Annotated in this window: 28 protein-coding genes; 15 read left to right on the plus strand and 13 right to left on the minus strand. The window is 67.7% G+C overall.

Going from position 1 to position 26,211, the window contains the following annotated elements:
- The first annotated feature begins 257 nt into the window (after positions 1–257).
- Both DBO33_RS36675 and DBO33_RS36680 read left to right on the plus strand, forming a co-directional pair.
- Entirely contained in the window at positions 258–755 is a 498-nt protein-coding gene (locus DBO33_RS36675) for a PH domain-containing protein (RefSeq protein WP_107659128.1), read from the plus strand.
- 59 nt (positions 756–814) lie between these two features.
- Positions 815–2,323, plus strand: a complete 1,509-nt coding sequence (locus DBO33_RS36680) for a PH domain-containing protein (protein ID WP_107660908.1) — start codon at positions 815–817, stop codon at positions 2,321–2,323.
- Here the strand turns inward: DBO33_RS36680 and DBO33_RS36685 are convergent.
- The 6 genes from DBO33_RS36685 to typA all read right to left on the minus strand — a co-directional run bounded on the left by DBO33_RS36685 (position 2,320) and on the right by typA (position 9,167).
- Complete coding sequence (locus DBO33_RS36685) at positions 2,320–2,718, minus strand: hypothetical protein (RefSeq protein WP_234391243.1); 399 nt, start codon at positions 2,716–2,718, stop codon at positions 2,320–2,322. The two genes, DBO33_RS36680 and DBO33_RS36685, sit on opposite strands and share 4 nt — an antisense overlap.
- Before the next feature lie 26 nt (positions 2,719–2,744).
- Entirely contained in the window at positions 2,745–2,903 is a 159-nt protein-coding gene (locus DBO33_RS43690; protein WP_167768841.1) for a hypothetical protein, read from the minus strand.
- A 45-nt stretch (positions 2,904–2,948) separates the two neighbouring features.
- A complete protein-coding gene (locus tag DBO33_RS36690; RefSeq protein ID WP_107659130.1) occupies positions 2,949–4,418 on the minus strand; it encodes an amino acid permease in 1,470 nt (489 codons plus the stop codon).
- Between the two features lie 179 nt (positions 4,419–4,597).
- Positions 4,598–5,473 (minus strand): N-acetyl-1-D-myo-inositol-2-amino-2-deoxy-alpha-D-glucopyranoside deacetylase, encoded by an 876-nt coding sequence (mshB, locus tag DBO33_RS36695; RefSeq protein ID WP_107659131.1) that lies wholly within the window; start codon positions 5,471–5,473, stop codon positions 4,598–4,600.
- Positions 5,470–7,257, minus strand: a complete 1,788-nt coding sequence (locus tag DBO33_RS36700; RefSeq protein WP_234391244.1) for an ABC transporter family substrate-binding protein — start codon at positions 7,255–7,257, stop codon at positions 5,470–5,472. The genes mshB and DBO33_RS36700 overlap by 4 nt, the downstream gene beginning before the upstream one ends.
- A gap of 11 nt (positions 7,258–7,268) precedes the next feature.
- Positions 7,269–9,167 (minus strand): translational GTPase TypA, encoded by a 1,899-nt coding sequence (gene typA / locus DBO33_RS36705; protein WP_107659132.1) that lies wholly within the window; start codon positions 9,165–9,167, stop codon positions 7,269–7,271.
- A gap of 153 nt (positions 9,168–9,320) precedes the next feature.
- Between typA and DBO33_RS43695 the strand changes: the two genes are divergently transcribed.
- Positions 9,321–9,497, plus strand: coding sequence for a hypothetical protein (locus DBO33_RS43695; RefSeq protein ID WP_167768842.1), 177 nt, complete (start codon positions 9,321–9,323; stop codon positions 9,495–9,497).
- A 96-nt stretch (positions 9,498–9,593) separates the two neighbouring features.
- Positions 9,594–9,890: a 4a-hydroxytetrahydrobiopterin dehydratase gene (locus DBO33_RS36715; protein WP_107659134.1), complete on the plus strand. Its 297-nt coding sequence runs from the start codon at positions 9,594–9,596 to the stop codon at positions 9,888–9,890.
- Positions 9,891–9,895: 5 nt separating this feature from the next.
- On the opposite strand, the gene DBO33_RS36720 is transcribed toward DBO33_RS36715, so the two are convergent.
- Entirely contained in the window at positions 9,896–11,122 is a 1,227-nt protein-coding gene (locus DBO33_RS36720; protein WP_234391245.1) for a mannosyltransferase, read from the minus strand.
- 340 nt (positions 11,123–11,462) lie between these two features.
- Here DBO33_RS36720 and DBO33_RS36725 point away from each other — a divergent pair, with 340 nt between their 5' ends.
- The gene (locus DBO33_RS36725; RefSeq protein WP_107659136.1) at positions 11,463–12,248 is read left to right on the plus strand and encodes an Rv1157c family protein; all 786 of its coding nucleotides are present in this window, start codon (positions 11,463–11,465) and stop codon (positions 12,246–12,248) included.
- Between the two features lie 118 nt (positions 12,249–12,366).
- Positions 12,367–12,726 carry a hypothetical protein gene (locus tag DBO33_RS36730; protein WP_107659137.1) on the plus strand — a complete coding sequence of 120 codons (360 nt, stop codon included), beginning with the start codon at positions 12,367–12,369 and terminating at the stop codon, positions 12,724–12,726.
- 56 nt (positions 12,727–12,782) lie between these two features.
- On the opposite strand, the gene DBO33_RS36735 is transcribed toward DBO33_RS36730, so the two are convergent.
- The 3 genes from DBO33_RS36735 to DBO33_RS36745 form a co-directional block, all read right to left on the minus strand.
- Positions 12,783–13,493, minus strand: a complete 711-nt coding sequence (locus DBO33_RS36735) for a DUF1906 domain-containing protein (protein WP_107659138.1) — start codon at positions 13,491–13,493, stop codon at positions 12,783–12,785.
- A 291-nt stretch (positions 13,494–13,784) separates the two neighbouring features.
- A complete protein-coding gene (locus DBO33_RS36740) occupies positions 13,785–14,987 on the minus strand; it encodes a hypothetical protein (protein ID WP_234391246.1) in 1,203 nt (400 codons plus the stop codon).
- 232 nt (positions 14,988–15,219) lie between these two features.
- Positions 15,220–15,873, minus strand: coding sequence for a CHAP domain-containing protein (locus tag DBO33_RS36745; RefSeq protein ID WP_107659139.1), 654 nt, complete (start codon positions 15,871–15,873; stop codon positions 15,220–15,222).
- Between the two features lie 154 nt (positions 15,874–16,027).
- Between DBO33_RS36745 and DBO33_RS36750 the strand changes: the two genes are divergently transcribed.
- The 6 genes from DBO33_RS36750 to DBO33_RS36775 all read left to right on the plus strand — a co-directional run bounded on the left by DBO33_RS36750 (position 16,028) and on the right by DBO33_RS36775 (position 20,378).
- Complete coding sequence (locus DBO33_RS36750) at positions 16,028–16,291, plus strand: type II toxin-antitoxin system VapB family antitoxin (RefSeq protein WP_107659140.1); 264 nt, start codon at positions 16,028–16,030, stop codon at positions 16,289–16,291.
- Positions 16,288–16,680 (plus strand): type II toxin-antitoxin system VapC family toxin, encoded by a 393-nt coding sequence (locus tag DBO33_RS36755; protein ID WP_107659141.1) that lies wholly within the window; start codon positions 16,288–16,290, stop codon positions 16,678–16,680. The genes DBO33_RS36750 and DBO33_RS36755 overlap by 4 nt, the downstream gene beginning before the upstream one ends.
- A gap of 105 nt (positions 16,681–16,785) precedes the next feature.
- Complete coding sequence (locus tag DBO33_RS36760; RefSeq protein WP_107659142.1) at positions 16,786–17,436, plus strand: ABC transporter permease; 651 nt, start codon at positions 16,786–16,788, stop codon at positions 17,434–17,436.
- Positions 17,429–18,628 (plus strand): ABC transporter ATP-binding protein, encoded by a 1,200-nt coding sequence (locus DBO33_RS36765; protein WP_107659143.1) that lies wholly within the window; start codon positions 17,429–17,431, stop codon positions 18,626–18,628. Before DBO33_RS36760 ends, DBO33_RS36765 begins: the two co-directional genes overlap by 8 nt.
- Positions 18,625–19,407: an ABC transporter permease gene (locus tag DBO33_RS36770; RefSeq protein ID WP_107659144.1), complete on the plus strand. Its 783-nt coding sequence runs from the start codon at positions 18,625–18,627 to the stop codon at positions 19,405–19,407. The genes DBO33_RS36765 and DBO33_RS36770 overlap by 4 nt, the downstream gene beginning before the upstream one ends.
- Positions 19,404–20,378 carry a glycine betaine ABC transporter substrate-binding protein gene (locus DBO33_RS36775; protein WP_107659145.1) on the plus strand — a complete coding sequence of 325 codons (975 nt, stop codon included), beginning with the start codon at positions 19,404–19,406 and terminating at the stop codon, positions 20,376–20,378. Before DBO33_RS36770 ends, DBO33_RS36775 begins: the two co-directional genes overlap by 4 nt.
- 131 nt (positions 20,379–20,509) lie before the next feature.
- Here the strand turns inward: DBO33_RS36775 and DBO33_RS36780 are convergent, their stop codons facing one another.
- Positions 20,510–21,157 (minus strand): TIGR03086 family metal-binding protein, encoded by a 648-nt coding sequence (locus tag DBO33_RS36780; RefSeq protein ID WP_107659146.1) that lies wholly within the window; start codon positions 21,155–21,157, stop codon positions 20,510–20,512.
- A gap of 92 nt (positions 21,158–21,249) precedes the next feature.
- On the opposite strand from DBO33_RS36780, the gene DBO33_RS36785 reads away from it, so the two are divergent.
- Positions 21,250–22,221 carry a helix-turn-helix transcriptional regulator gene (locus DBO33_RS36785; RefSeq protein WP_107659147.1) on the plus strand — a complete coding sequence of 324 codons (972 nt, stop codon included), beginning with the start codon at positions 21,250–21,252 and terminating at the stop codon, positions 22,219–22,221.
- A 129-nt stretch (positions 22,222–22,350) separates the two neighbouring features.
- Here DBO33_RS36785 and DBO33_RS36790 read toward each other — a convergent pair whose 3' ends face one another.
- Positions 22,351–23,808 (minus strand): MFS transporter, encoded by a 1,458-nt coding sequence (locus DBO33_RS36790; protein WP_107659148.1) that lies wholly within the window; start codon positions 23,806–23,808, stop codon positions 22,351–22,353.
- Between the two features lie 75 nt (positions 23,809–23,883).
- On the opposite strand from DBO33_RS36790, the gene DBO33_RS36795 reads away from it, so the two are divergent.
- Positions 23,884–24,366 carry a MarR family winged helix-turn-helix transcriptional regulator gene (locus DBO33_RS36795; RefSeq protein WP_107659149.1) on the plus strand — a complete coding sequence of 161 codons (483 nt, stop codon included), beginning with the start codon at positions 23,884–23,886 and terminating at the stop codon, positions 24,364–24,366.
- 45 nt (positions 24,367–24,411) lie between these two features.
- Here the strand turns inward: DBO33_RS36795 and DBO33_RS36800 are convergent, their stop codons facing one another.
- On the minus strand, positions 24,412–25,242 hold the full coding sequence (locus DBO33_RS36800; RefSeq protein ID WP_199856866.1) for an AraC family transcriptional regulator: 831 nt from the start codon (positions 25,240–25,242) through the stop codon (positions 24,412–24,414).
- A gap of 64 nt (positions 25,243–25,306) precedes the next feature.
- Between DBO33_RS36800 and DBO33_RS36805 the strand changes: the two genes are divergently transcribed.
- Positions 25,307–26,209, plus strand: a complete 903-nt coding sequence (locus DBO33_RS36805) for a DMT family transporter (RefSeq protein ID WP_159080701.1) — start codon at positions 25,307–25,309, stop codon at positions 26,207–26,209.
- Positions 26,210–26,211: the final 2 nt, after the last annotated feature.

Genomic DNA, 26,211 nt, shown 5'->3' on the forward strand with positions numbered 1-26,211 from the left:
AACCATCCGGACCTGTCTCCTTCCGAGGTAATGACTGAGCGTAGCGACCGAGGACTCACCGGGCCGGGACGCTGCGCTCACCACGCGCCCTCTGCGAACGAGGGACCGTGTGAGCGTTGACAACTGCGCGAAGCGCGGCCCTATTCCATCGCCGGGCTAGGAAATCCCGCGGCGACCGGTGTGGTACGGCTGCCAGGTCCGCGCGCCGCACCCGATCGGCAGCCCCGGCGGCCGAAGTTCATGGAACCATGGCAAGCATGTCGCAGCCGCGCACGATCATGGCCGATCCGGCCTGGCGTCCCAGCCCCAAGGCCAAACTCCTGTGGACCGTGCAGGGCGTCCTGGTCTGGGTGGTTCCGTTCGCGGCGCAGCTCGTCTGGGCGATCCTCGACTCCGGGCACCGGGGATGGCAGCTGGTGGTGTTCCTGGTGACGCTGATGCTCGCCGTGCTGAACATCGCGGTGGTGCCGTGGTGGCGGTACGCGGTGCATCGCTGGGAGGTCACCGAAGAAGCGGTCTACACCAGGGTCGGCTGGCTGTCGCAGGAGAGCCGGGTCGCGCCGATCTCGCGGGTGCAGACGGTGGACACCGAACGCGGTCCCTTGGAGCGGCTGCTCGGGCTGGCCACGGTCACGGTGACCACCGCCTCGTCCGCGGGCGCGGTGCAGATCTCCGCCCTCGACCTGCCGGTGGCCGAGGAGACGGTGACCCGGCTGACCCGGATCGCCGCGCAGCATCGCGGAGACGCGACGTGAATTCGGTAGAGGCGCTGGCGCCGGAGACGGATCAACCGTGGTCGCGGCTGGACAAACGAATGCTGTTGGTGCACCCGGTCACCGAGGTGATCAAGTTCATTCCGGTGCTGATCGGCTCGGTCATTCTCGGCACCAGCAGCGGCAACCATGTGTGGAGCATCTTCCCGCTCATCCTGATCGTCGGGTTCGCGCTCACCCGCTGGTTCACCACCACGTATCGGGTCGGGTCGACCCATGTCGAGCTGCGCACCGGGCTGATCCAGCGCAAGAAGCTGGCGGTGCCGCGGTCGCGGATCCGGTCGGTGGACATCGAGGCGGACCTGCTGCACCGCATGCTCGGGCTCGCGGTGCTGGCCATCGGCACCGGGCAGCAGGCGGAGTCGGGCGAGAAGTTCAAATTGGACGCGCTGGACGCACGATTGGTGCCCGACCTGCGTACCGCGCTGCTCGCGCACACCGGAACGCCACAAAGCGTTGCCGGACAAACTGATTCGACAGTTGACCCGACCGGCGTCACGATGGCGAAAGCCCCGGAGGCACGCTCCCGGCGCGAGATCGCCCATTGGAATCCGAGCTGGGTTCGGTACGCGCCACTGTCGCTGACCGGTTTCGCCATCGTCGCACCGATCGTCGGTCTGGCCTTCCAGTACGGCGTCGGCCAGGTGCTGTTCCGCTCCGACGCCGTGCAATGGGTGGAGAACGGCGGTGCGGTGATCATCGCCCTCGGCGCCATCGCGCTCGTCGCGGTAATCGTGCTGGTGGTCAGCCCCGCCGCCTGTGCCCGTTATCTGACAACGTATTTCGGTCTGCGGGTCACCGACGACGGCCGGACGCTGCACCTGCGGCACGGCCTGTTCACCACCCGCCAGATCACCCTGGATCTGGCCCGCTTCCGCGGCGCGACGGTGAACGAGCCGCTGCTGCTGCGCCTGGCCGGCGCCGCCGAGCTGGAGGCGATCATGGTCGGGGAGAACCCGCGCCAGAAGATCCTCCCCCAGGCGCCACGCACCGCCATCGAGCACACCCTGAGCCACCTGCTCGCGCCGAACGAGTTCCAGGACAAGACCATTGCCCGGCCCGCCGGAGGCCCGAGCCCCGGTCGCGCACCGCTGCTCGCGCACGGGCCGGTCGCCCGCCGCAGGCGCCATACCCGCACGCTGACGCCGATCGCCGTTGCGGCGCTCGTCATGCTCGCCTTTTCCGTTGCGGGCGCGGACTTTTCGCCGTGGTGGTGGCTGGTGCCCGCGCTACTGGTTCCGGTCGCGCTCGCGCTCGCGGAGGACCGCTATCGCGGCCTCGGCCACACCGTGCTCCCCGCGACCCCCACCAGCCCGACCTGGCTGATCACGCGTTCGGGTTCACTGGACCGCGACCGTGACTGCCTGGAGGCCCCCGGCGTGATCGGCTGGACCGTCCGGCAGACGTTCTTCCAGCGCCGGGCCGGCGTCGCCACCCTGGTCGCGGCCGCCGCCGCGGGCAAGAAGCGGTACCACGTGGTCGATATCCCGCTCGACGAAGCCTGTGCCCTCATCGATGCGGTGACCCCGGGTCAGCTGGGCAGTCGCTAACGCTTGCTGAACAACCCGGAATTGACGCGGACGTAGATGAACACCAGCGGCGGCACCAGACCGCAGAACAGCAGCAGCACGGTGCGCCAGTCGCTGGCGAGCATGATGTCGCCGCCGGGACCGGTGCTCGCGCAGAGCAGGAACCCGAAAGTCCAAGCGGCCAAGGGCAAGAACATCGCGGCGGTCCTTGGCGAGACAGCACGGGCGCCGAGCACCAGCGCGACATTCACCGCACCGGCCAGCACACCCGACAGCGGGAACGCGGTGCTGCCGAAGTAGAACGGCAGGTACAGCACCTCCAGCGCGAGCGTGATGACCGCGTCGAGCACCAGCACCGCCAAGGTGAGCGGCGCCAGCCAGGGCAGCGCGGCGGTGGGTATCTCCCGGTATGTCACGGGCACCGGACCGTCGACGGCCGCCCTCACGGCACCGGTGGGAAGCCGAGGAGGGTCAGCAGGTGGCTCTGCATATCGACGAACCCGTACAGCACCCTCAGGTACAGGTCGTGTTGCGCCTGCCAGTTCGGCTTCATGCTGTCCACGAACGCGACGATCGCGTCCTGGACCGACCAGTTGTACATGCGAACGAGTCTATTCCGGCGTTGCCGCGGGCGGGACCCGCATGATCACTTGTCCCCATCCATCGGGATGTTGGCGACCACCGGGAACTCGCCGGTGTAGCCCGCGCGCTGCTCGGCGATGGACAGCACCCGCTTGCGCGCGACCAGCCAGCCGACGATCAGCATCGGGATGATCAGCGCCAGTGAGGCGACGGTCCAGGTGCCCACCGGGTAGTCGAAACCGGTCAGCACCACCACGAAGAACAGGAACACCAGCGTCAGCAGGCCCGTATAGGGCGCGCCGAACATCCGGAACGACGGCCGCTCCGCCTTGCCCTGCTGGCACCACCGCCACAGCTGCAACTGGCACAGCACGATGGTGGCCCAGGAGGCGACGATGCCGAGCGAGGCCATGTTCAGCACGATCTCGAAGGCCCGGTCCGGCACCACGCCGTTGAGCGCGATGCCGACCAGCGCGATCAGGCTGGTCAGCAGGATGCCGCCGTAGGGAACGCCGTTGCGCCCCATCACGCCGGTGAACTTCGGCGCGCTGCCGTTCATCGACATGGACCGCAGGATGCGCCCGGTCGAGTACAGCCCGGCGTTGAGACTGGAGAACGCGGCGGTGAGCACCACCAGGTTCATCACACTGCCGATGCCGGGCACGCCGAGCATGGTGAAGAAGGTGACGAACGGGCTTTCCTTGGCCGTGTACGCGGTGTAGGGCAGCAGCAGGCCGAGCAGGACCAGCGAGCCGACGTAGAAGATGGCGATGCGGGCGATCACCGAGTTGATCGCGCGCGGCATGATCTTGGCCGGGTTCTCCGTCTCGCCCGCCGCCGTGCCGACCAATTCGACCGCGGCGTAGGCGAACACGACGCCGGAGACCACGACCACCAGCGGCAGCACGCCGGTCGGGAACAGTCCGCCGTTCTCGGCGATCACGCTCGGCCCGGTCGGGTGCCCCTGCACGGTGAAGCGGCCGATGAGGAAGATGGTGCCGACGATCAGGAACGCGCTCAGCGCGAACACCTTGACCAGCGCGGCCCAGAACTCCATCTCGCCGAACCACTTCACCGAGATGAGGTTGATGCTGAGCACCAGGACCAGCGCGATCAGCGCGAGCAGCCACTGCGGCACGCTGCTGAACCCGGACCAGTAGTGGAAGTACTGCGCGATGGCGGTGGTGTCGGCGATGCCGGTCATCGACCAGTTGAGGAAGTACATCCAGCCGGCCACGAACGCGGCCTTCTCGCCGAAGAACTCACGCGCGTAGGAGACGAACGACCCGGACGAGGGCCGGTGTAGCACGAGTTCACCGAGCGCGCGCAGGATGAGGAACGCGAAGAATCCGCAGACGCCGTAGACGAGGAACAGGCCGGGTCCCGCGTTGGCGAGCCGGCCGCCCGCGCCGAGGAACAGCCCGGTGCCGATGGCGCCACCGATGGCGATCATCTGCAACTGCCGCGGCTTGAGACTCTTGTGATACCCCTCGTCCTCGATGCTGAGGTGCGCCTTGTCGCCGACCGCCGTCATGAACCGCTTCGCCCTCCACATCGATGAATTCGAGATCACGGGAACGGTACCCGGCGAAAGTTTTCGGGGTAACAGCAACCCTCAAGCTACGAATATTCGCAGTTCAGGAGGCATTCGGTGATTATGCCGTGATATGGCAGGAACTGCGGAAGGCTAGCCGGGGAATCGACAGAAGTTCGTTATTCAAGCCCAGCTAACAGATCATGTTCACGGCCGTCCGATCCGACCGAACCCCGGCGACCTCGCACTAGGACGAAGCACTCTTCCGGCAGTACCGGTTGAGCAACATTGTTGGACAGCGCGAATTCGCGGCCGGACGGCGCCACCGTCACCTGGGTGGCATGCGCGCGCAGCGCGGCACGTTTGGCGGCCAGCGCGTCGGACACGTCGAGGGTGGTCGTCACGGTGCGGCTCGGCACGCTCGCGAGCTCACCCTCGGCGGGCAGCCGCCAGCCCGGCGGCAGCCTGCCGGGGAGCCCGTCCACGGTGCGTTTGGCCAGTGCGGCCGTGTGCTGGCGCAGCATGTCGGCGTCGGTGACGGTCCAGTAGAACTTCGGTGTGTCCCAACCACGTTCGGCCGCGGCGGGTATCGCGGCCGTGGTGATCTGGTGGGCGCGAATGTGATCGGGGTGGCCGTAGCCGCCGTTCGGGTCGTAAGTGATCACCACCTGGGGCCGCAGCTCCAGGATCACCTCGGTCAGCGCCTGCACCGCTTCGTCGCCGGATTTCACGAAGACGCGCGGCTTCTCCGCCGCCGGGGTGCCCGCCATGCCGGAATCGCGCCAGTGCCCCGCCCCGCCGAGGAAACGCGGCGGCGCGGCGTCCAAAGCCTGCAAGGCCCTGGTCAATTCGAGGATGCGATAGCCGCCGAGCTGATCGGCGCGGTCGGCGGTGAGCTGCGCCCACTCGTCCCCGATGACCTCGCCCTCTTCGCCGAGGGTGCAGGTCAGCACGGTCACCGGCACGCCGCGGCGGCGGTAGTGCGCGATGGTGCCGCCGGTGGTGATGGATTCGTCGTCCGGGTGCGCGTGCACCAGCAGCAGACCGCCGGTCATTGGATCTTTCGCCACTGTCCGGCGTCACCGAAGATGCCGACCTGGATGCTGCCGCTGAGCGACGCGCCGTCGACCCGAGGGCCCGCCGCGGCGACCAGGTTGTCCTGCACGATCGGCAGCACCGTGGCCAGCTCCCACAGCTTGGGCTCGGCCTCGGCGAGGACGCGGCCGGTTTCGATGCCGCGCAACGCTTCATCGATCGGGAACTGCAGCGCGGGGTCGCACACGCCGGACAGATTGGCGGGCGCGCGCCGCGCCGGATCCGCGCTCTGCTGTGCGGTTCCCGCGGTGCCCGTGGCGGGATCCGGTGGCGGGCAACCATATCGGGAGGCGAGCACGGTGGCCGGATCGGAACCCGCACGCTCCCAGCCGACTATCGCGTCGACCGTTCCTTCGACGAGCTCGCGGCCGTACAGCTGATCGGCGGCCACGCTGCGCACCGTGGCATCGATTCCGGCACTGCGCAATTGGTCGGCGGCGGTGTTCGCGACGGCGAGCGCGGTGAGGTCGCCCTCCACCGCACCGATCCGCATCGTCAGCGACTTACCGTTTTTCGCGACCGGTCGCGGAGTCGGCGCGGGTGAGGTCGGCGAATTCACCGGCGGCGGCTCCGGCGCACGGCCGTAGCCCGCCTCCGCGAGCAACGCGAAAGCCTCTTCGGCCGGTGGTCGCGGCGGGGCCGTCGGCGCGTAACCGGGGTCGGACGGCGAAAGTATTTGCGCGCGAGCCGGTTCCACCCAGCCGCCGGTCTGCGCGCCGACCGTGGCCAGCAGCGCGGGATCGAGCAGTGCGAGCACCGCGCGGCGGACCCGGATATCGCTCACCGGACCGGTCCGGCCGTTGAGCGCGAGTTGCAGCACCCGCGACTGCGGCATGATCGCGGTGCGCACCGACGGGATGGCGGCCAGTTGCGCCTGCGTCGCGACCCCGCCGTGCACCAGCGTCATCTGCGCGTCGTTGGTGCGCAGCGACTCCGCCAGCTGCGCGGGAGTTCCGCCGCGCCGCAACAGGATCTCGTCCGGCGCGGCCGGGGTACCCCAGAAGCGGGCGTTGCGCTCGAGCAGGATCTCCTCACGACCGCGGTCGATGTTCTTGATCGCGAACTGCGCGCCCGACACCCGGATGCTCTGCACCCAGCCGTCCTGGAATCCGCCGGGCGAATCTTTCATCAGATGCGACGGCAGCAGATTGGCGAACAGCTGCTGCCACGCCGGGTACGGCTCGCGCATCGTCACCGTCACCGTTTTGCCGCCGCCCGCGGAGCCGATGTCGGTGATCAACCGATAGCCCGCCGTGTCGACGACACCCGGTTGCGAGATCATCTGCTGCCACAGGAACTGGAAGTCCTCGGCGGCGATCGGCGCACCATCGGACCAGTTCGCCTCGTTGCGCAGCGTGTAGGTGATGGTGAACGGCTCCTGCGCGGTGACCTCGGCCGTGCTGATCAGCGAGGTGTCCGGCACCCAGTCGGTGACGTTGGGCGCCACCGGGTTCGGCACCGGACGGAACGGGCTGGGCAGCACCATCGAGCTCAACGCCGCCGTGGCCGGCGACTGATCCGAACGCAGGTGCGGATTGAAGCCGATGCCGATGGTGTCGATCGCGGCGACCACCGTGGTCTTACCCGGTTTGGCGGGCGTGGTCTTCGGGCTGTCGGTGCTCTCGATCGGCGGTGGCGGGTTCGCCGTGCAACCGGCGAACACCGTCAACGACGCCGTCACGATGACCAGCAGTGTGCGCCAGGTGGCGCGACCGGATACAGCCCCCGAGCTCACGCTGCGCACTCTACCGCGATTTACAGCGCGGCCCGGTCCCGAGCCTTCCGGCGCGACAGTTCGCGACCACGCTCGGTCGCGCCCAGGATCACCTTGCGCACCCGGACCACCTCCGGGGTGACCTCGACACACTCGTCGTCGGCACAGAACTCCATCGCGGCTTCCAGATCGAGCTGCAGCGGCTTGGCCAGCGTCTCGAACACGTCCGCGGTCGAGCTGCGCATGTTGGTCAGCTTCTTCTCGCGGGTCACGTTGATGTCGAGGTCCTCGGCGCGCGGGTTGATGCCCACGACCATGCCTTCGTAGGTGTCCGCGCCCGGCTCGACGAAGAACTGGCCGCGGTCGGCGAGCTGGATCATCGCGAACGGGGTCACCGTGCCTGCCCGGTCCGACACCAGCGCACCGGTGTGCCTGGCCCGGATCTCGCCTGCCCACGGCGCGTAGCCGTGCGATACGGCGTTGGCGATGCCGGTGCCGCGGGTCTCGGTGAGAAAGTCGGTGCGGAAGCCGATCAGGCCGCGCGACGGGACGATGAACTCCATCCGCACCCAGCCCGCGCTGTGGTTGGCCATCTGCACCATCTTGCCCTTGCGGGCGGCCAGCAGCTGGGTGACCGCGCCGAGGTACTCGTCGGGGCAGTCGATGGTGAGCTCTTCGTAGGGCTCGTGCACCTTGCCGTCGACCTGCTTGGTGACCACCTGCGGCTTGCCGACGGTCAGCTCGAAGCCCTCGCGGCGCATCTGCTCGACCAGGATGGCCAGCGCGAGCTCACCACGGCCCTGTACCTCCCAGGCGTCCGGGCGGCCGATGTCGAGCACGCGCAGCGAGACGTTGCCGACCAGTTCCTGGTCCAGGCGCGACTTCACCATGCGGGCGGTGAGCTTGTGGCCCTGCACCCGGCCGACCAGCGGCGAGGTGTTGGTGCCGATGGTCACCGAGATGGCGGGCTCGTCGACGGTGATGCGCGGCAGTGCGACCGGGTTGTCGATGTCGGCCAGGGTGTCGCCGATCATGATCTCCGGGATGCCCGCGATGGCGACGATGTCACCGGCCACGGCGACCTCGCCGGGCTGCCGCTCGACACCGATCGTCTGCAGCAGCTCGGTGATCTTCACCTGCTTGACGCCGTCGGCGTGCATCCACGCGACGTTCTGGCCCTTGCGCAGCTCGCCCTGGTAGATGCGGACCAGCGCGAGGCGGCCGAGGAACGCCGAGGCGTCCAGGTTGGTGACGTGCGCCTGCAGCGGCGCGGCCGGATCGCCCTTGGGCGCCGGGATGTTGTTGAGCAGCACGTCGAACAGTGCGTCGAGGTTCTCCGCGTCGGGCGCGTGCCCGTTCTCCGGACGCTCCTTCGACGCCTTGCCCTCACGACCGGAGGCGTAGAGCACCGGCAGGTCGAGCGCGAGCTCGGCGGCCTCGGCGGCGGAGTCGTCCAGGTCGGAGGCCAGGTCGAGCAGCAGGTCGTGGCTCTCCTCGACGACCTCCTCGATCCGGGCGTCGGGACGGTCGGTCTTGTTGACCACCAGGATCACCGGCAACGACGCGGCAAGTGCCTTACGCAGCACGAACCGGGTCTGCGGCAGCGGACCCTCGGAGGCGTCGACCAGCAGCACGACACCGTCGACCATGGACAGGCCGCGTTCGACCTCACCACCGAAGTCGGCGTGGCCCGGTGTGTCGATCACGTTGATGACGGTGACGGAACCATCCGCGTGGTGCTTATGCACCGCGGTGTTCTTGGCGAGAATGGTGATGCCCTTCTCGCGCTCCAGGTCACCGGAGTCCATCACCCGATCGACGAGCTCGGCTCGTTCGGCGAAGGCGCCGGATTGGCGGAGCATGGCGTCGACCAGCGTCGTCTTACCGTGGTCGACGTGGGCCACGATGGCAACGTTGCGAAAATCGCGCGCAGACGACACGCTGAATCCTCCTGCTGTTAGGTGTTGGTACCGGCCGACCCCTGCAAACAGGTGGAGAATCGAAACTCACCGGGCATTGCGGCCATATACACCCTACCTGCGTTCGGGTCACCCCCACGCTTCAGGCACCGTACTAAGGGTATGCTAACCGACATGGGCAAGGTCAAGGCTAAGCAGGTTTCACGCTTGAAACCAAAGAAAAAGTGCTGTCGAAAAAAGACGCGCTGCCTGAAATGCCCTGTGGTCATTATGCGTATGAAGAAGTGCGAAGCCGCAGGCATCTGCGGCAAAGACCTGAAGAAAGCGCTCAAGCAGGCGCGCGCCGCCTGACCTTTTCGCGCCGCCGCACCGGTCTGCGCGACCCGCTGCGCTCGGCTGATCCGACAATGACGGACATCACTCCCGGCACAGGAGTAGAACCGGGTTATGAGTGCTCCGTTGCTGACCGAAACCGAACTCGCCGCGGCCCTGACCGAACTGCCGGACTGGACCAGGGACGGCGATGTGCTGACCCGCACCGTCCAGGCGCCGACCTTCCTCGCCGGCATCGAGCTGGTCCGCGAGGTCGCCGAAGCGGCCGAGGCCGCCAACCATCACCCCGATATCGATATCCGCTGGCGCAAGGTCACGTTCGCGCTGTCCACCCATGATTCCGGCGGCCTCACCGCGCTGGACGTCGAGCTGGCCCGCAAGATCGACCAGTTCGCCGCAAAGCTCGGCTGATACCACTAGGCGGCGCGCGTACGGCCCACGGCGAGCACGCGCGCCGTCTCCGGCGGGTCCGATTGCGGGCGACGGCCGACCTTGATCACCCAGACGAAGAACACCAGCGCCCCGAGCACGTTCACCGTGCCGAGCCAGGCGAGCACGGCCGGTCGCGGGATGGTCCAGATCGAGTCCTGGGCGAACGAGAGCACCCACGGCACCCCGATCAACGTGGTCACCAGCCAGTAACCCGCCATGATCTTGGCGCCGGGCGCCTGCCGCAGCGGACCGTAGAGCAGCCACAACACCGTCGGCAGCAGCCAGACCCAGTGGTGCGACCAGGAGATCGGCGAGACGAGCAGCCCGAACATCTGCACCACGATCAGCGTGCCCATCCGGTCATCGAACGCGAGCGCCCGCCAGGCCAGCAGGGCCAGCACCGCGACGACCACGACCCCCGCCAGCCACCACGGGCCGGATTCCACGTCGTACCCCAGAATCCGGCTCAGCGCGCCGCGCAGCGACTGGTTCCATCCCGAGCCGACGGGACCGATCCGGTCGGCCTTGCCGATCAGCTTGCCGAAGTAGTGGTCCGCCATATGCGGGGCGATCAGGAAGCTGATCCCGACCGTCGCGCCGAACACCACCGCCGACCACACCACGGTGAGCCAGCGCCGCTGCGCGACGAAGTACAGACCGCTGATCGCCGGCGTCAGCTTGATCCCGGCGATGACGCCGATCAGCCCGCCGGACAGCCACCATCGGGAGCTGCGCACCGCGACCATCGCGCCGAGCACCAGGAAGACGTTGACCTGGCCGTAGTCGATCGTGGTCCGCACCGGCTCCATCCACAGGCCCAGCGCGGTCCAGCCGACGGCCGCGGCCTGCCAGCCCGGCTCGCGCACCCGCTCCGCGCCGAGGATCAATTCCAGCGCGATCCGCACGACGGCATAGAGCGCGGCGACGGTGGCCAGCAACCAGCCGACCGCGACGACCGTGAAAGGCAGGTAGTGCAGCGGGAAGAACACCAGCGCCGCGAACGGTGGATAGGTGAACGGCAGCGGGAAGTCGGGGGTCTTCTCCGCGTAGGTGAAGTCGTAGAGCCGGTCGGTCAGCAACGACGCCGAGCCGTCCACGTACACGTGGAGGTCGACGACGTTGATCCCGTTCTTGTTCAAGAACATCCAGAGCAGCCTGGCCAGCACGGACAGACCGAGTGCCGAGACAGCCCATCGGAGTTGACGGTTCAAATCGCAGGCTTTCGACTCGGGTGCGGTGCGTCGGCCCGGCACCCGGCGATGCGAGTGTTCGGCGACAAGGATGGACGGCTGCGACTAGATTAACCGCAGCGCCGATCCCGGTCGTCGCACCCTGGCATCAGTGGCTCCATGGGAATCACTGATAACATTTGCATCACCTTTAACACCAGTAACACCTGGGGCACGCTAACGTCTGATAACACTGATCGTCCGCACCATCAAAAGGGCGCTGCAGCTGTACACATAGCCGCGATGTCCCTAGAGTGACCCCCGAAACGATGGCTTTTCAGCATCGGCCCCAGATGTACCCGAGGTAAGGACGGCTAGACCAGTGCTTCGCACCCGAGGATCGCGGATTGCATTGTCCGCGCTCGCCATCGCGGCGAGTGCCACGCTTGCCGCGCCGACGACAGCAGTCGCGGCGCCCGCGCCCGCGCCTGCGGCGTCCCCGAACACCGTGCCGATGGTTCCGGAAGGCGTCCCGATCGACGCCCTCGCCGCCCTGGCCCCAGCCATCATCGGTTCGATCGCCGGCCCCGCCGATATCGCGGCTGGTCCGCAGTCCGCCATCCTCGATCAAGCCCGCAGGCTGCTCGCGACGCTGGGCTTGCCGCCGCAGATCAAGTCCACCCTGGAACGGATCATCACCTTCCTGGACGGCAGCGGTGGCGGTGGCCCCGAACTGCCGCAGGACGGCCCGGTCATCGCCCAGTTCCTGTACCCGACCATCGGCAAGGGCTGCATCGGCCCGACCGCCGACTCGATCGGTACCGCGCTCGCCGTGTCCGGCCCGGCCCAGCTGCCGCCGCCCGGACCGAAGGCCGGTCAGGCCGGGTTCGTATTCACCGCGCTCGGCACCAAGGCGCCGACCGCGGAGCAGAACCCGCCGATGACGGTGCAGTGGATGAACCTCGACACTCGGCAGACCGGTTTCCAGCCGCTGACCGACGAGGCCAAGATCAACCCCGGTGGCCCGGCCACGCTGTCCGCGATCGCCGACACCGGTTCCGGCCGGGTCGTCGCGGTGGTGTCCGGCTCGCTGACCACCAAGGCCGACGACGCCGACCCGCGCACCTGCTCGTTCCTGCCGACGCTCGGATTCTTCACCGTCGCATGATTTTCCGCTGAAGGCGGCGACCCATTGTGGTCGCCGCCTTTGTCGTCTGTACGACATCCCGCTGCCGAATCGCCGCGATGACGCATGAGCGGGTGGCGATTGTGGTAGACCGCTAACTATGGCGACGATCGAACATTCGATACGGCCCGGCCACTCCATCCGGAGCAGGCGCTCGCATCGATCGATACTGTCCATCCGATCCGAGGGCTCCATCCTGTCCATCGGCTCGGCCTACTCGATCCTCTCGATCGGCAGCGTCGGCTCGGTGCTGTCGATCGGCTCCATCGGCTCGTTCGGGTCGGCCATCTCCTCGTTCTCGTTCACCAGCCTGGGTTCGGCGTTCTCCGGTTTGTCCCGGTGGTCGCTGTTCTCCTGGCTCGGCGACCACGAGGCACCGGACACGCGCCCGACCTTGCGGGTGGTGCCGGAGGAGGAACCCGATCTGCGTGAAGCGCCGCTGAGCCACTGCCAGACTTAGCCCCGTGTCGAAGTACGGCCGTGTGAGACTTCGACACACGGCCTACGTTCGGCGGGCTACCACTGGCCGAAGTCGGCGGCGAGGATGTTGTTGAGGTCGATGCCGATGCCGTCCAGTGAGCGCTTGTCGATCTCGAACTGGTGCAGGTGCGCGGCGGGGTGCACGACGCCCTTGGAGCCCCAATTGTGTTGCCAGTACCAGGAACCCAGGCCTGCGACGCGGGCCAGTTCGACGGTGGGGGCGTTGGCGTACATGCCGGTGTTCTCCTTGCCGAGCACCGACTCCCAGCCGAGCAGATAGGGCGCGATCATGGCGGCGAAGTCGACTGCGGTCGGGTTGTCGTCGATGGAGGCGTAGATCGGCACGTTGTCGGGACCGCCTGCGGCACGGTGCAAGTCGAGTCCGCGCTGGGCGTGCTTCTTGCCCGCTTCCAGTCCGCCGCGCCAGTCGGCGGTGGGCCCTTTGCCGAATTGGTAGCAGGACACGATGTACAGGCCGGCCTCGTGCAGCTGGTTCACCTCGTCGGCGCGCAGCGGCTTGCCCGCCATCCACTCCGCGCCGGGACGCCGGTCGGAGACGTACCGGATCACGCCGAGATGCCCGGCGTCCCTGATCGACTCCGCCGACGGCACGCCGCCCGAGTAGTCGATGAGGGTGCCGTGCGCATCGGCGGCGGTGGCGGGTGTCGCCGCGGCAGTCAGGCCGAGCGCGGCCGCGGCTGCGGCATACCCGAACAGCTCACGCCGGGACACCGAAATGGAACGCATCGCAGGACTCCTTCGCGCAACCCCGACTATGGCTGGCAGCGTGCCCGGCGCACCTTCCCCAAACATTGTGTACGCGCCGGGAGCCTCGAACGTGTACTTATTTCACCATATTCACTTGGGAACCGCCAGACCCACGGGACACACCCTTTCACATTGGTCACATGGATCGACCTGCCTCGGGCATGGGATGCCGGAATCCGGCACGCTGGATTTCGCGAAGACTCGGCTTCGCAAGAATCGGTTACTCCCGGGCACCGAGACGCGACGATCACCGGCGAGCGGTACCGGCGGCTAAGTCCGGCTGGATGCTTCTGCCGAGTCGGCTGCGTCAGCCTCTGCAGATTCGGACGCGCCAGGTGTACTCCGGGGAGCCGACGACCCGATACGAGCGGCGACGTCGATGGTCCGGCCCGAGCTGTCGGCGAGCTCTTTCCGCACAACCCCGGCGACCTGGGCGATCACCTGCTTCTTGATCCCCGCGAGCGCACCGAGCGTCGCGGCGCGAACACCGTGCGCCTTGAACTCCAGCCGGATATCGTCCGGGTCCGGCGGCGGCACGTCGATGACGATGAGCAGCGGGTCGGCGGCGCGCGCGGTCAGCACCAGCGGCACCTCCACGTCGGCGCGATAACGATTGGCCTTCAGCACGTCCACGGTGATGTCGAGGCTGACCGGCAGCGTCAGGTCGAAAGCGCGTGGCGTGTCCGCCTTGTCGGCCAGCTGTGGCACGCGGACATTGCCCCGCACGGTAACCGTCGCCGATTTTCCCGGCCCGGTCTTGAGCGGACCGACCTCGATCGGCCGTCCCGCCATCCGTTCCACCACGTCGAACACCCGATCCCGGGTGACGATGTGCGAGAAGAACCGATGCCCGAATTCGTCGTAGCCGATCCAGTCGAACTCGGCCTGCTCACGGTGCACCGAAGGGGTGCCGCTCACGATGGCCTCGACGTCGAAGACTCGGCTGCGCCGTGCCTGCGGGTCGGCGAGCATGCCGTTCACCCTGGCCGCGACCTCGCGTTGCACCAGTCCCGCGATCGGGTCGAGCAGCAGTTCCCCGGCCGCGTCCACCGCCTGGGCGCGCAGCACGAAGCTGACATCCGGCGGGGTGACCGGCGGGATATCGATGACGATCAGCAGGGGGTCGGCGGTACGCGCGTGCAGGGTCAGATCGATCTCGACGCGTGCTTCCAGCCGCAATTTCTTGCCGCCGAGCATCACCTTCAACGCCAACGACACCGGCACGGTGACCTGGAAGGTGACGTGCGGACCGCTGTGCACCACCTCCGGCTTGCCGACTTTGCCCTCGGCGACAAAACCCGCGAGGCCGGCCGGCCCCAGCGAGAACGGGCCGATCGTCATGCCGCGGCCGGTCATCCCAGCCACCGCCGCCTCGATCCGGTCCTTCGTCACCGCGGCGGTGACGAAGCGCTCGCCGAAGTCGGCATAGTCGATCCAGGCGGGATCGCTGCTCGTTTCGTCGGTCGGCTGCATCAGATGTTCCGGAACCCTCACCTCTCGATGGACACTCGACACGCTACGCGACCGACATTGCCCGGAACTTGCACGAGTCTGAACCCGAGATCCCCGTCCTGCCGATGAGGGGGAGGCAGGGCGGGGATCGGCGACGGCGCTGCCGGGCGCCGCCACTTCTATCGTAGGGCTATCACCGCGGCTCGCCCGCCCCGCGCTCCCCGCACCGACCGTCGTTGGCCGACAACGGTTCTCACAATCGCCCGAATCCGACAATTCCCCCGGCTTCGGCCAACGGGAACGTGTGGATGCTGATCTCACCGAACTCGTTTCCGCCGATGGTTGTCACGGTGCCTGCGTCGGACTTCAGCACGATGTTGGTGTGCTGACCGAATGGGCTGGAGCCGTCGTAGAGCAGCACGTCACCGGTGCGCGGCTGGTAGCCGATGGGCGCGAACCTTCCGGCGCTCGCGTAGTACTCCTGCAGGGTGTACACCCCGGGGATCCGCCACGAGCCCGAATTCGGGTTCGCCAGCGGTGCACCCGCTTCGCGCATCACCCAGCTCACGAAGTCCGCGCACCACGGTTCGGTCACCCCTTCGGCGTACTTGGTGCCTGCGCCCGGGTCACGAAACTCCCGCTCCGTCACCGCGACGATTCGAGCCTGCGTCTGGTCCAGCGTCGATCGGTCGATCGCGGGAAACTCGGCGCTGCGCTGCCCGACGATCGAGGCCGGGTTCGAATGGTCTTGCCACCAGCGCACTCCCACTGCGCCCGCCACTACGAGCGCGATGACCACCAGCGCCACCGCGAGCCATTGGCCGGTGCGCCGGTCCGGACGGCCGTGCCTAGGACCCGCGCTGCGGGAACGCACCCGATGCGAGGTGCTGACCTGTCGCTCCGCCATCTGTCCCCCGGTTCATCGTGCTCGCGACCGTCGTTGGTCCTTGCTCAGTTGGACGAACGAGGCGGCCTTCCGGTTCCCGCTCGAATAATCATTTCCCTGAATGAAGGTACCGAGGTAGAGTGTCTACCATCCCGGTCCTGGAAGGTAGAACCCAATGGGCTTGAACATAAAAAATGAGAAGGTGCACGCCTTGGTGCGCGAGGCAGCGGAGCGGACGGGGATGTCCCAAACCAGCGTTGTCGAGGAGGCACTGAAACGCATGTTGAAAGAACTCGATGCCGAGCGCGAAGCGGCACGACAGACCCGAAAGGCCCGACTCTGGGAGATCGTGGCGGATATCGACGCCAGGATGACACCGGAGACGCGCACCTTGCTGACCACCGATGATCTCTACGACGATCAGGGGTTGCCCGCATGATCGTCGACGCATCGGCTCTGCTCGCCATCATCAACCAGGAACCCGAACGAGGCAGCTTCATCGATGCACTCGATTCGGCGGAGAGCCGGTCGATGTCGGTGGTCAACCACTTCGAAGTGGCGATCAAAGTAGATCGCAGCCCGGACCCGATCATCGCGCGCCGGTTCGCGGAGTTGATCAACGACGGCGACATCGATCTCGCTCCCGTCTCGCTGGAGCAGGCCGCTATCGCCCGTGCCGCGTATCGCGATTTCGGTAAGGGCAGCGGACACAAGGCACAACTCAACCTCGGCGACTGCTTCGCGTACGCACTCGCCACCGTCACCAAGAAGCCGCTGCTGTACAAGGGCAACGACTTCGGCCACACCGATATCCGATCCGCGGTCTGACCTCGGAGCTCGATTCCGGGCGGCGCGCCGCCGCCCGGAATACCGTCCGGGCGAACCGAATCCGCGCTACCCTCCCAGGACACCGGGCGACGGGGAGGTACGACCCTGGACACGCTGTGGACCTTCGTAGTACACCGGCGACATCAGCTGCTCATCGACTCCTACCTGCATGTGTCGGCGGTGGTGCAGTCGGTCCTGCTCGCGACGATCGTCGCGGTGCTGATCGGCATCCTGGTGCACCGCAGCCCGCTCGGCTCCTCGATCGCGACGGCCGTGGCCAGCGCCATCCTCACCGTGCCTTCGTTCGCACTGCTCGGCCTGCTGATCCCGATCCTCGGCCTCGGTGTCGCCCCGACGATCACCGCGCTGGTGCTCTACGCCCTGCTGCCGATCCTGCGCAACACCATCATCGGCCTGTCCTCGGTCGATCCCGCAGTCACCGACGCGGCCCGCGGTGTCGGCATGAACCGGCTGCGAATACTGACCGTCATCGAACTCCCGCTCGCCTGGCCCGCTGTCTTGGCGGGCATGCGGGTCAGCACGCAGCTGATCATGGGCATTCTCGCCATCGCCGCCTACGCCAAGGGCCCGGGACTCGGCAACCTGATCTTCTCCGGCCTCGCCCGCCTCGGTAGCCCGAACGCGGTGCCGCAGGCCCTGGTCGGCACGGTGCTGATCGTTGTCCTCGCGCTCGTACTGGACGGGATCTACGTCCTGATCGGGCGTCTCACCACCTCGAGGGGAATCCGTGACTGACACCGAAACCCGTTCCGGCGCCACCGAATCGGCGGTGTCCGGCGAGGAGATCGTGCTCGACGGCGTCACCAAACACTATCCCGGCCAGCGTGATCCGGCCGTCGACCGGGTGTCGATGACCATCCCGGCGGGCGAAATCGTCGTGCTCGTGGGGCCTTCCGGCTGCGGCAAGACCACCACCATGCGGATGATCAACCGGCTGATCGAGCCCACCTCCGGCACCATCACCATCGGCGGGCGCGACGCCGCGTCGATGAACCCCGACCAGTTGCGCCGCGGCATCGGCTACTCGATCCAGCAGGCCGGCTTGTTCCCGCACATGACGGTCGCCAAGAATGTCGCGACGGTGCCCGGCCTGATCGGCTGGGACCGCAAGAAGATCGCCGCCCGCACCGACGAGATGCTGGACCTGGTCGGCCTGGACCCCGACACCTATCGCGACCGCTACCCTCGGCAGCTGTCGGGCGGCCAGCAGCAGCGCGTCGGCGTCGCCCGCGCGCTCGCCGCCGACCCGCCGGTGCTGCTGATGGACGAACCGTTCGGCGCGGTCGATCCGATCACCCGCGGCCTGCTGCAAGACGAATTGCTGCGGCTGCAAGGCGAATTAGGCAAGACCATCGTCTTCGTCACTCACGATTTCACCGAGGCGGTCAAGCTCGGTGACCGAATCGCGGTACTGGGCAACCAGTCCCGCATCCTGCAATACGACACTCCGGCGGCGATCCTCGCCGATCCCGCGGACGAGACGGTCGCCGGCTTCGTCGGTGCGGACGCGTCGCTCAAACAGCTCACCCTCACCCGGGTGAGCGATGTCGAACTGGGGCAATGCCCGACCGCCACGGAGGACGAGCCGGTCGAGGCGTTGCGGACCGCGCTGGCCGGGCAGGACTGGCCGTGGGCGCTGGTGCTCGACAAGCAACGACGACCGCTGCGCTGGGTATCGGCCGAGCACCTGGCGCACGCGAACTCGTTGCGCGGCACCGGATCACCGATCGGCGAGCCGCTGTCGCTGCGGTCGACCCTGCAGGACGCGCTGGAGGCCTTGCTCGCCGATCAGACGGCGAACGCGGTGGTCACCGGCAAGCGCGGCGAGTACGTCGGGCTGATCACCATCGACACGCTGGTCGCGCACCTGTCGGCGATGCGCGCCGAGCACGGCTCCGGCCGCCCCGCACCGGGGGCGGCGCCGTGACGGCGGCTGCGGGCACACCACCCGCGACGTCCGCGCCCGCTGCTCAGCGCCGGGCCGAACGCATCCGGCTGCTCATCCAACCGGTGGTCGTGCTGCTGTTGACCGCGGGCGTGCTGGTGTGGGCCTTCGCCCGGGACCTGACCACCACCCAGCAGGCCAGTCTCAATGCCCGCAACATCATGACCGTCACCTGGCAGCACGTGGTGATCACGGCGACCGTCGTCTTGATCGTCGTGGTGGTCGCCGTGCCGCTCGGCACCCTGCTCACCCGGCCCGGATACCGCCGTCTGGCACCGGTTTTCGTCGGCATCGCCAATATCGGCGCGGCCGCACCGGCCGTCGGCCTCATCGTGCTGTGTTATCTCGCCACCCGCACCACCGGCTTCTGGATCGGTGTCGCGCCGATCGCGTTCTATTCGCTGCTCCCGGTGCTGCGCAACACCATTCTCGGCTATCAGCAGGTCGATCAGACCCTCACCGACGCCGGGCGCGGACAGGGCATGTCGGCGGCAACAGTGTTGCGGCGCATCGAGTTCCCGCTCGCGGTGCCCTACATCCTGGCCGGCCTGCGCACCTCGCTGGTGCTGGCGGTCGGCACCGCGACGCTGTCCTTCCTGGTGAGCGCCGGCGGTCTCGGGATCCTCATCGACACCGGCTACAAGCTGCGCGACAACGTCACGCTCGTCGTCGGCGCGGTCCTCGCGGTCGCACTGGCCCTGCTGGTCGATTGGCTCGGCGCACTCGCCGAGCAGTTCCTCGGACCGAGGGGGCTGAAGTGAACCGGTGGTGGCGTGGGCTGGCGGTGGCGGCCGGGCTGCTGCTGGTCGCGGGCTGCGGACTGGAATCCGGTGGCGCGGTACCCCTTCGAGTGGGGCCAGGCAGCATCGGCCCGGTGCCCGAACTCGAAGGCGCCCGGATCATCGTGGGGTCCAAGGACTTCACCGAGCAGAACATCCTCGGTTATCTCATCGAATTCGCCATGTCCGCGGCGGGTGCCGAGGTGCGTGACCTGACGAACATCCAGGGCTCCAACAGTCTTCGCGACGCCCAGCTGCACGGTCAGATCGATGTCGCCTACGACTACACCGGAACCGGGTGGATCAATTACCTCGGCAAGGAGACGCCGATCCCGGACGAGGTCGGCCAGTTCGAGGCGGTCCGCGAGGCCGACCTCGCCGCGCACGGCATGGTGTGGACCGCGATGGCGCCGATGAACAACACCTATGCGCTGGTGACCAGTTCGCGTACCGCCGAGGAGACCGGCGTCCGCACGTTGTCGGACTACGCGGCGTTGATCGCGAAAGACCCTGCGGCCGCGGCCACCTGTGTCGGCACCGAATTCAATGTGCGCCAAGATGGATTCCCCGGCCTGGCCCGCAAATACAACATCGACGCGGGCAAGGTGCGTAAGCAGATCGTGCAGGATGCTGTGGTCTATCAGGCCACTGCCGACGCCAAACAGTGCCGGTTCGGCTCGGTCGCCGCGACTGACGGCCGCATCCCCGCCCTGAATCTCGTGCTGCTGCAAGATGATCAGCGCTTCTTCCCGAAATACAACGCGGCACTGGTGATGCGGAAGTCCTTCGCCGACGCCCACCCCCAGGTCGCGACTGTTCTGGAGCCGATCTCCGAGCGCCTCACCAACGAGGAGATCACCGAGCTGAATCGTCAGGTCGACGTGGAGGGCCGAGAACCGGCAGAGGTGGCCCGCGACTGGATGGTCGCGCAGGGGTTCGTCACCGCTCGGTGATATCGGCACACGCCTAACGACCGCACCCCCTTTGATCTCCCACACATCGAATCGTTTGCGATTTCGGGTGCGGGAAGTCAAAGGGGGTGCGTTTCTTGTGCCGGCGACGAACCGCAGTGGCGCTCGGTGCCTCAGGCCTGCGGGTCACGACCGAGGTAGCGCAGCAGTTCGTCGACCGCGGTGTCCTCGGACTTACCGTCGACGATCGCGGCGTAGGCGCCCCACTGACGCAGCGGCTCAACGATTTCCGTCTCCTCGCCACTGCCGGGTGCGGGGTGGCCGGAGCGCGCTGCGGTGAGCAGGTAGCCGGCCAATTCCTCGGTCAGCGGCGACGGCTGGCCGGTGGCGATCGCGATGTCCCAGGCGTGCACCGCGGCGTCCAGCGCACCCATCACGGCTGCGACCGGCGTGGCGAGCACGCCGTGCGGCAGCGGCGTCGGCACGGATTCGGTGCCGTCGGCGACGGTCGCCCACGCGGCGGCGGTCTGCTCGATCGCGTCGCCGACCAGCGCGGCCGGTGCGCCGTCGATGTGGCCGGACGGCTCGAAGGGGTTCTCGGCCGGGCCGCCGCCGATGCCGAGCGTCGCGGCGTAGGCGAGCTGATCGCCCGCGGCGTGCTGCACCACCTGCGTCACATTCCACTCCGAGCACGGGGTCGGCAGCTGCCACTGGTCGTCGCGGACGCCGGCGACCACGGTTGCCAGCGCGCGGTAGGACTCGGCGAGCACATCGCGCCAGACGGGGTTCAGGGTGGCGATGGCGGTGCTGGTGGCGTTCATGTCAGGGCCTTTCGAGTGGGTGTTTCTTGCTTCTGACATGAGCTTATGAGTCCATTAGGCTGATATCGTTCCTAATTTTCCGGAGGCTTGATGTGACGCCGACCACAGTGCGCGTGCTGCGTTTGCTGGCGCTTTTACAAGACCGCGCCCACACCGGCCGGGAACTGGCCGAGCGGCTGGACATCACCGACCGCACACTGCGCAACGACATCCAGCGCCTGCGCGAACTCGGCTATCCCGTGCAGGCGCAACGCGGCGCGATCGGCGGCTACCGGCTCGGCCGGGGCTCCACCATGCCGCCGTTACTGCTGGACGACGACGAGGCGGTGGCCGTCGCGGTCGCCGTCGGGCTGGCCGAGGACGGCGCCACCGGGATCGCGGATATCAGCGACAACGTCAGCCGCGCCCTGGCCAAACTGGATCAGATCCTGCCGAAACGCTTGCAGCGCAAGGTGATCGCGCTACGCGAGGCCACCGCCATCGGCCCGGCCACCACCGGCTCCAGGGAACCGGATGCTCCGGTCCCGGCCGCGGTCCTGACTACGCTGGCCGGTGCAATCCGTGACGGGGCAACGGTTTTGATCGACCAGATCGACCCGGTGCACCGCGAGGAAGTCGAACCTTATCGACTCATCAATTGGCAGCGCCGCTGGTACCTCGTCGCCTACCATCTCGAAACCCATTCCTGGAGCGCGATTCCCGTCGCCAGAATCCCGCAGGCGAGCCCGGGCAGCCGCCGCTTCGCCGCCCGCGCTTTGCCCGACGACGACCTGGTCGCCTTCGTCATGCGGCACATCGCGAGCACCGCCTGGAAGGTGCACGCGCGGGTCACCGTCCTGGCCCCTGCCGAAACAGTCATCGCCCGAATCAATCCCGCCGTCGGTGTGGTGGAAGCCGTCGACGCCGACACCTGTGTGCTGGTGACCGGTGCCGACGCCCTGGAAACCATCGCCATCTACCTCAGCATGCTGATGATGGACTTCCGCGTCGAAGGTCCGCCTGAGCTGGTCGCGCACATCCGCACTCTGGCCCGTCGCTACACCGAGGCCGTGAGCCCGGACTGATCACAGGGCAGTACGTCGCTGGTATTACTGCTCGGTATGCAGGCATCGAGGGGCGAATCTGCCTGCCCCCGCCCGAAAACAGATAAGGCCGACCCGAGCGAACTCGGGCCGGCCTCGATGCTGTTCGGGTCAGGCGTGTCCCACCGTCGCCGCCGCATCAGGCGCCTTGCGCATCGGGATCAGCGTGGTGAGCACGATCGCGACCACGGCGGCCGCGGTGGCGATGAGGAAGGTGGTGTGGAATCCGTCGCGGGACGGGAACACGTGCACGCCGAGCTGCATGGTCATGTGCGCGAGCACGACGCTCATCACCGCCGACGAGGTGGAGGTACCCACAGAGCGCATGAGCGAGTTGAGGCCGTTGGCCGCCGCGGTCTCGGTGATCGGCACCGCACCCATGATCAGCGCGGGCATCGCGGCGTAGGCGAGGCCGACGCCCGCGGCGACGATCATCGACGCCAGCATGATCTCCCAGACGCTGTTCATCAGCACCACGGCGCACAGGTAGCCGGCCGCGATCACCGCGGAGCCGAGCGCCAGCGTGATCTTCGGACCACGGGCCGCGGACAGCTTCGCCGACACCGGCGAGAGCAGGATCATCACGAAACCGGTTGGCGCCAGCGCCAATCCGGCGTTGACCATGCTGAGGCCGAAACCATAACCGGTCTGCTCAGGCGCCATCAGCAGCTGCGGGAAGGTCAGCGACATGCCGTACAGCGCGAAGCCGACCGCGATCGAGGCCACGTTGGTGAACAGCACCCGCGGCCGCGCCGAGACCCGGAGGTCGACCAGCGGCGCACCCTGACGCAGCTCGTACCAGCCCCAGCCGAGGAACACCACCAGCGAAACCGCGAAAAGGATCAGGGTCGTCGGGCTGCCCCAGCCCCAATCTGCACCCTTGGTGATCGGAATCAGCAACGCCAGCAGTGCGATCGAAAGGCCCATTGCGCCACCGAAATCGAACCGGGACGGGGTGCGCACCGGCGACTCCGGCACGAACACGAAAACCAGGACAGCACAGACCAGGCCGAGCCCCGCCGCGGTCCAGAAGAGCATGTGCCAGTCCGCGTTCTGCGCGATCACCGCGGCCAGCGGCAGGCCGAGGGCGCCGCCGACGCCGAGCGTCGCGCTCATGATCGCCATCGCCGAACCGACCTTCTCGGCGGGCAGTTCGTCGCGCATGATGCTGATGCCCAGCGGGATCGCGCCGACCGCCGCGCCCTGCAGCGACCGCCCGATGATCTCGGGGACCAGCGCGGAGAAGGTCGCGCAGACCACGGAACCGGCGACCAGTGAGAGCAGGTTGGCGAACAGCACCCGTCGTTTGCCGAACATGTCGCCGAGGCGACCGCTGATCGGCGTCGCCACCGCACCGGCGAGCAGGGTCGCGGTGACCACCCAGGAGGCGTTGGACGCCGAGGTGTTCAGCAGGTCGGGCAACGTCGGAATGATCGGGATGACCAGCGTCTGCATCAGCGAGACGACGACACCGACCATACCGAGGGTCGCGATGAGCACGGCCGGCGCCGGACGCCGTCGGTCATCGGTATCGGAGGCGGTCGAAGACGCGTCGGCAGCAACAGTCACGAATGTGCACGCTACACACGATGTGTATCGTGCACAATTTGATATCGCCGTGACGAACACGACATAGTGAGCCCCATGTCCGAATCCGGTCCCGCCGACAACGCGGCCCTCACCCGCCTGGTCTTCGAGCTGACCCTGCTCGCCCGGCACTTCCCCGCGTCGCTACTCCGCCGCCCCGGCTTCCAGCTCGACCGCTCGGCCTTCCTCATCCTCACCAGGCTGGAATTCGACACCGCCCTGAGCCTGCGCGAGCTGTCCGAAGCCTTCCAACTCGACATCTCCACCATCAACCGCCAAGTCGCCGCGATGCTCAAGCAAGGCCTGGTCGACCGCGTCCCCGACCCTGACGGCGGCATCGCCCGCAAAATTCAAGCCAGCAGCAAAGGTCTCGAAGTACTGGCCGCCGACCGGCTGCAGAGCCGCGAAGGCATCGGCACGGTCGTCGCCGACTGGGACGACACCGACGTCGACCAGTTGAGCAGGCTGATCGCCCGGTTCAATCAGTCCGTCGAACACATCGAAGACAACCCGTGGCCGCGACCACGCGAGGTCCGATAGTCGATCCGGTTACCTGGATCGCTTGGCGAAGAATCGGTTTCGGAGTCAGGCGGCGGTGGCGTAGATGCCGGGGGTGATGCCGTAGCAGCGGCGGAACCAGCGGGTGAGGTGAGCCTGGTCGGCGAAGCCGGATTCGGTGGCGGCTCGCGCGACGGGGTGGCCCGCGGCGATCAGGCGGCGGGCGGCGCGGAGGCGGAGCAGGCGTTGGTAATCGCTCGGGGACAGGCCGTAATTGGTGCGGAAGGCGCGGTAGAGGGTGAACCGGCTGCAGCCGCTGGCTTCGGCGAGATCGTCCATGGAGAGCGGGTCGAGGTAGCGGTCGTCGAGGAGGGTGCGGACGCGACGGGCGATGTCGGCGCTCGCGCCGCCGTGCAGGATGGCCGACGAGTTCACCAGCGGTCGGCGGGCACCGCGGCGCACCATGGCGGCGACCGACGCGGCCAGCGCCTCGTCCGCGGCCAGCTCGGTGGCAGGCTGAATCAGGCTGGCGCACAGGCGATGCAACGCGGCGGACAACAGCGGGTCGGGCAGGACAGGGTCGGCGAAAAGCGGTAGACCGGTGGGGCGCCCGGTCTGATCGGACAGCAGGTCGGTGATCAGCTCGCTGCCGATGTGCACGATCGAGTAGGTGAAACCGAGCTCGGTGGTGCTGTGACCGTCGTGCGGCTCGTCCGGGTTGAACGCCATCACCATGCCCGCCGCGCTCACCCGCGACGCACCGCGGCAATCGAAACTCTGCGCGCCGAACTCGGTGAGCCCGAACGAATACGTCTCATGACTGTGCAGGTGGTAGACGTGCCGCTCGAAGTGCGCGTGCATCACCTCGACCGGGCGGTGCGCCATCCGCCGGTACGTCACCCATTCCTGCTCGGCCACCGCACCATTGTCACCGCACCAGCGTTCAATACCGCGCACCGGTCTCGGAACCAGGATCGCAAGCGTGCGTATTCGACTCTTGCTTGTGCTGGTCATGGCGTTGTGGGGCAGCGCGTTCGCCTCCTCGAAGCTGGCGGTGCACGACGTGCCGCACGAGGTCGCCGGGTTCCTGCGGTTCTTGCTGGGCACCGTGGTGCTGGTGATCGTGCTGCGGCTGCCCCGGCTGCCGTCGACTGAGGCGACCCGCGTCGCCGGGCTCGGCCTGATCGGCGTCTTCGGCTACAACGCGCTGTTCTTCCTCGGGCTTTCGCTCGCGCCCGCGGCTGATGGCAGCGTGATCGTGCCGATGACCGCGCCGGTCATCACCGTTCTCGTCCTGGCTGTGCGCTCGCGTACGCGCCCGTCCGGTGCGCGAGCACTCGGTCTTGCGGCCGCGGTGACCGGTGGTGTCGTCTTCTTCGTCGGCATCCCGTCGTCCGGCGGTAACCGTCTGCTCGGCGACCTCGTCTTTCTGGCCGCCGCAGCCTGCTGGGCCTGCTACACCATGCTGGGCGCGCCGATCCTGGCTCGACTCGCCGCCCCTACCGTCACCGTTTATGCGTCCGCGGCGGGCACGGTGGCGCTCGGGGTGTTCGCCGCGCCGGCGCTGCCGAACGTCGCGTGGTCGGAGCTCGGTCTCGAATTCTGGCTCAACCAGGCGTATCTCGGGGTGTTGCCGACGGCGCTGGCGTACGTCCTCTATTACCGCGCCGTCGGGCAGGTCGGCCCGGCCACCGCCGCGACCGCCATGTTCCTGGTGCCCGCATTCGGATTGGCTTGCGCCTGGTTCATTCTCGGTGAAACGATCGCGCCGGTGCAGGGGGTCGGGGCGGCGCTGCTGTTCGTCGGCGCGTGGCTGAACACCCGCAAGGAGACGCCGCGCGAAGCGACACCACCGCCCGTTCAGCCCGTCGCGCTGAGTTCCTGACC

Origin of the sequence: Nocardia suismassiliense, from assembly GCF_900269665.1 — a bacterium.
Lineage (GTDB): Bacteria > Actinomycetota > Actinomycetes > Mycobacteriales > Mycobacteriaceae > Nocardia > Nocardia suismassiliense.

Coding starts and splice junctions, on each gene's coding strand:
- DBO33_RS36675 (WP_107659128.1), top strand. CDS start 258: ATGTCGCAGCCGCGCACGATCATGGCCGATCCGGCCTGGCGTCCCAGC.
- DBO33_RS36690 (WP_107659130.1), bottom strand. CDS start 4,418: ATGACGGCGGTCGGCGACAAGGCGCACCTCAGCATCGAGGACGAGGGG.
- DBO33_RS36755 (WP_107659141.1), top strand. CDS start 16,288: ATGATCGTCGACGCATCGGCTCTGCTCGCCATCATCAACCAGGAACCC.
- DBO33_RS36735 (WP_107659138.1), bottom strand. CDS start 13,493: ATGCGTTCCATTTCGGTGTCCCGGCGTGAGCTGTTCGGGTATGCCGCA.
- DBO33_RS36795 (WP_107659149.1), top strand. CDS start 23,884: ATGTCCGAATCCGGTCCCGCCGACAACGCGGCCCTCACCCGCCTGGTC.
- mshB (WP_107659131.1), bottom strand. CDS start 5,473: ATGACCGGCGGTCTGCTGCTGGTGCACGCGCACCCGGACGACGAATCC.
- DBO33_RS36745 (WP_107659139.1), bottom strand. CDS start 15,873: ATGGCGGAGCGACAGGTCAGCACCTCGCATCGGGTGCGTTCCCGCAGC.
- DBO33_RS36750 (WP_107659140.1), top strand. CDS start 16,028: ATGGGCTTGAACATAAAAAATGAGAAGGTGCACGCCTTGGTGCGCGAG.
- DBO33_RS36740 (WP_234391246.1), bottom strand. CDS start 14,987: ATGCAGCCGACCGACGAAACGAGCAGCGATCCCGCCTGGATCGACTAT.
- DBO33_RS43690 (WP_167768841.1), bottom strand. CDS start 2,903: ATGTACAACTGGTCGGTCCAGGACGCGATCGTCGCGTTCGTGGACAGC.
- DBO33_RS43695 (WP_167768842.1), top strand. CDS start 9,321: ATGGGCAAGGTCAAGGCTAAGCAGGTTTCACGCTTGAAACCAAAGAAA.
- DBO33_RS36715 (WP_107659134.1), top strand. CDS start 9,594: ATGAGTGCTCCGTTGCTGACCGAAACCGAACTCGCCGCGGCCCTGACC.
- DBO33_RS36680 (WP_107660908.1), top strand. CDS start 815: ATGCTGTTGGTGCACCCGGTCACCGAGGTGATCAAGTTCATTCCGGTG.
- DBO33_RS36730 (WP_107659137.1), top strand. CDS start 12,367: ATGGCGACGATCGAACATTCGATACGGCCCGGCCACTCCATCCGGAGC.
- DBO33_RS36780 (WP_107659146.1), bottom strand. CDS start 21,157: ATGAACGCCACCAGCACCGCCATCGCCACCCTGAACCCCGTCTGGCGC.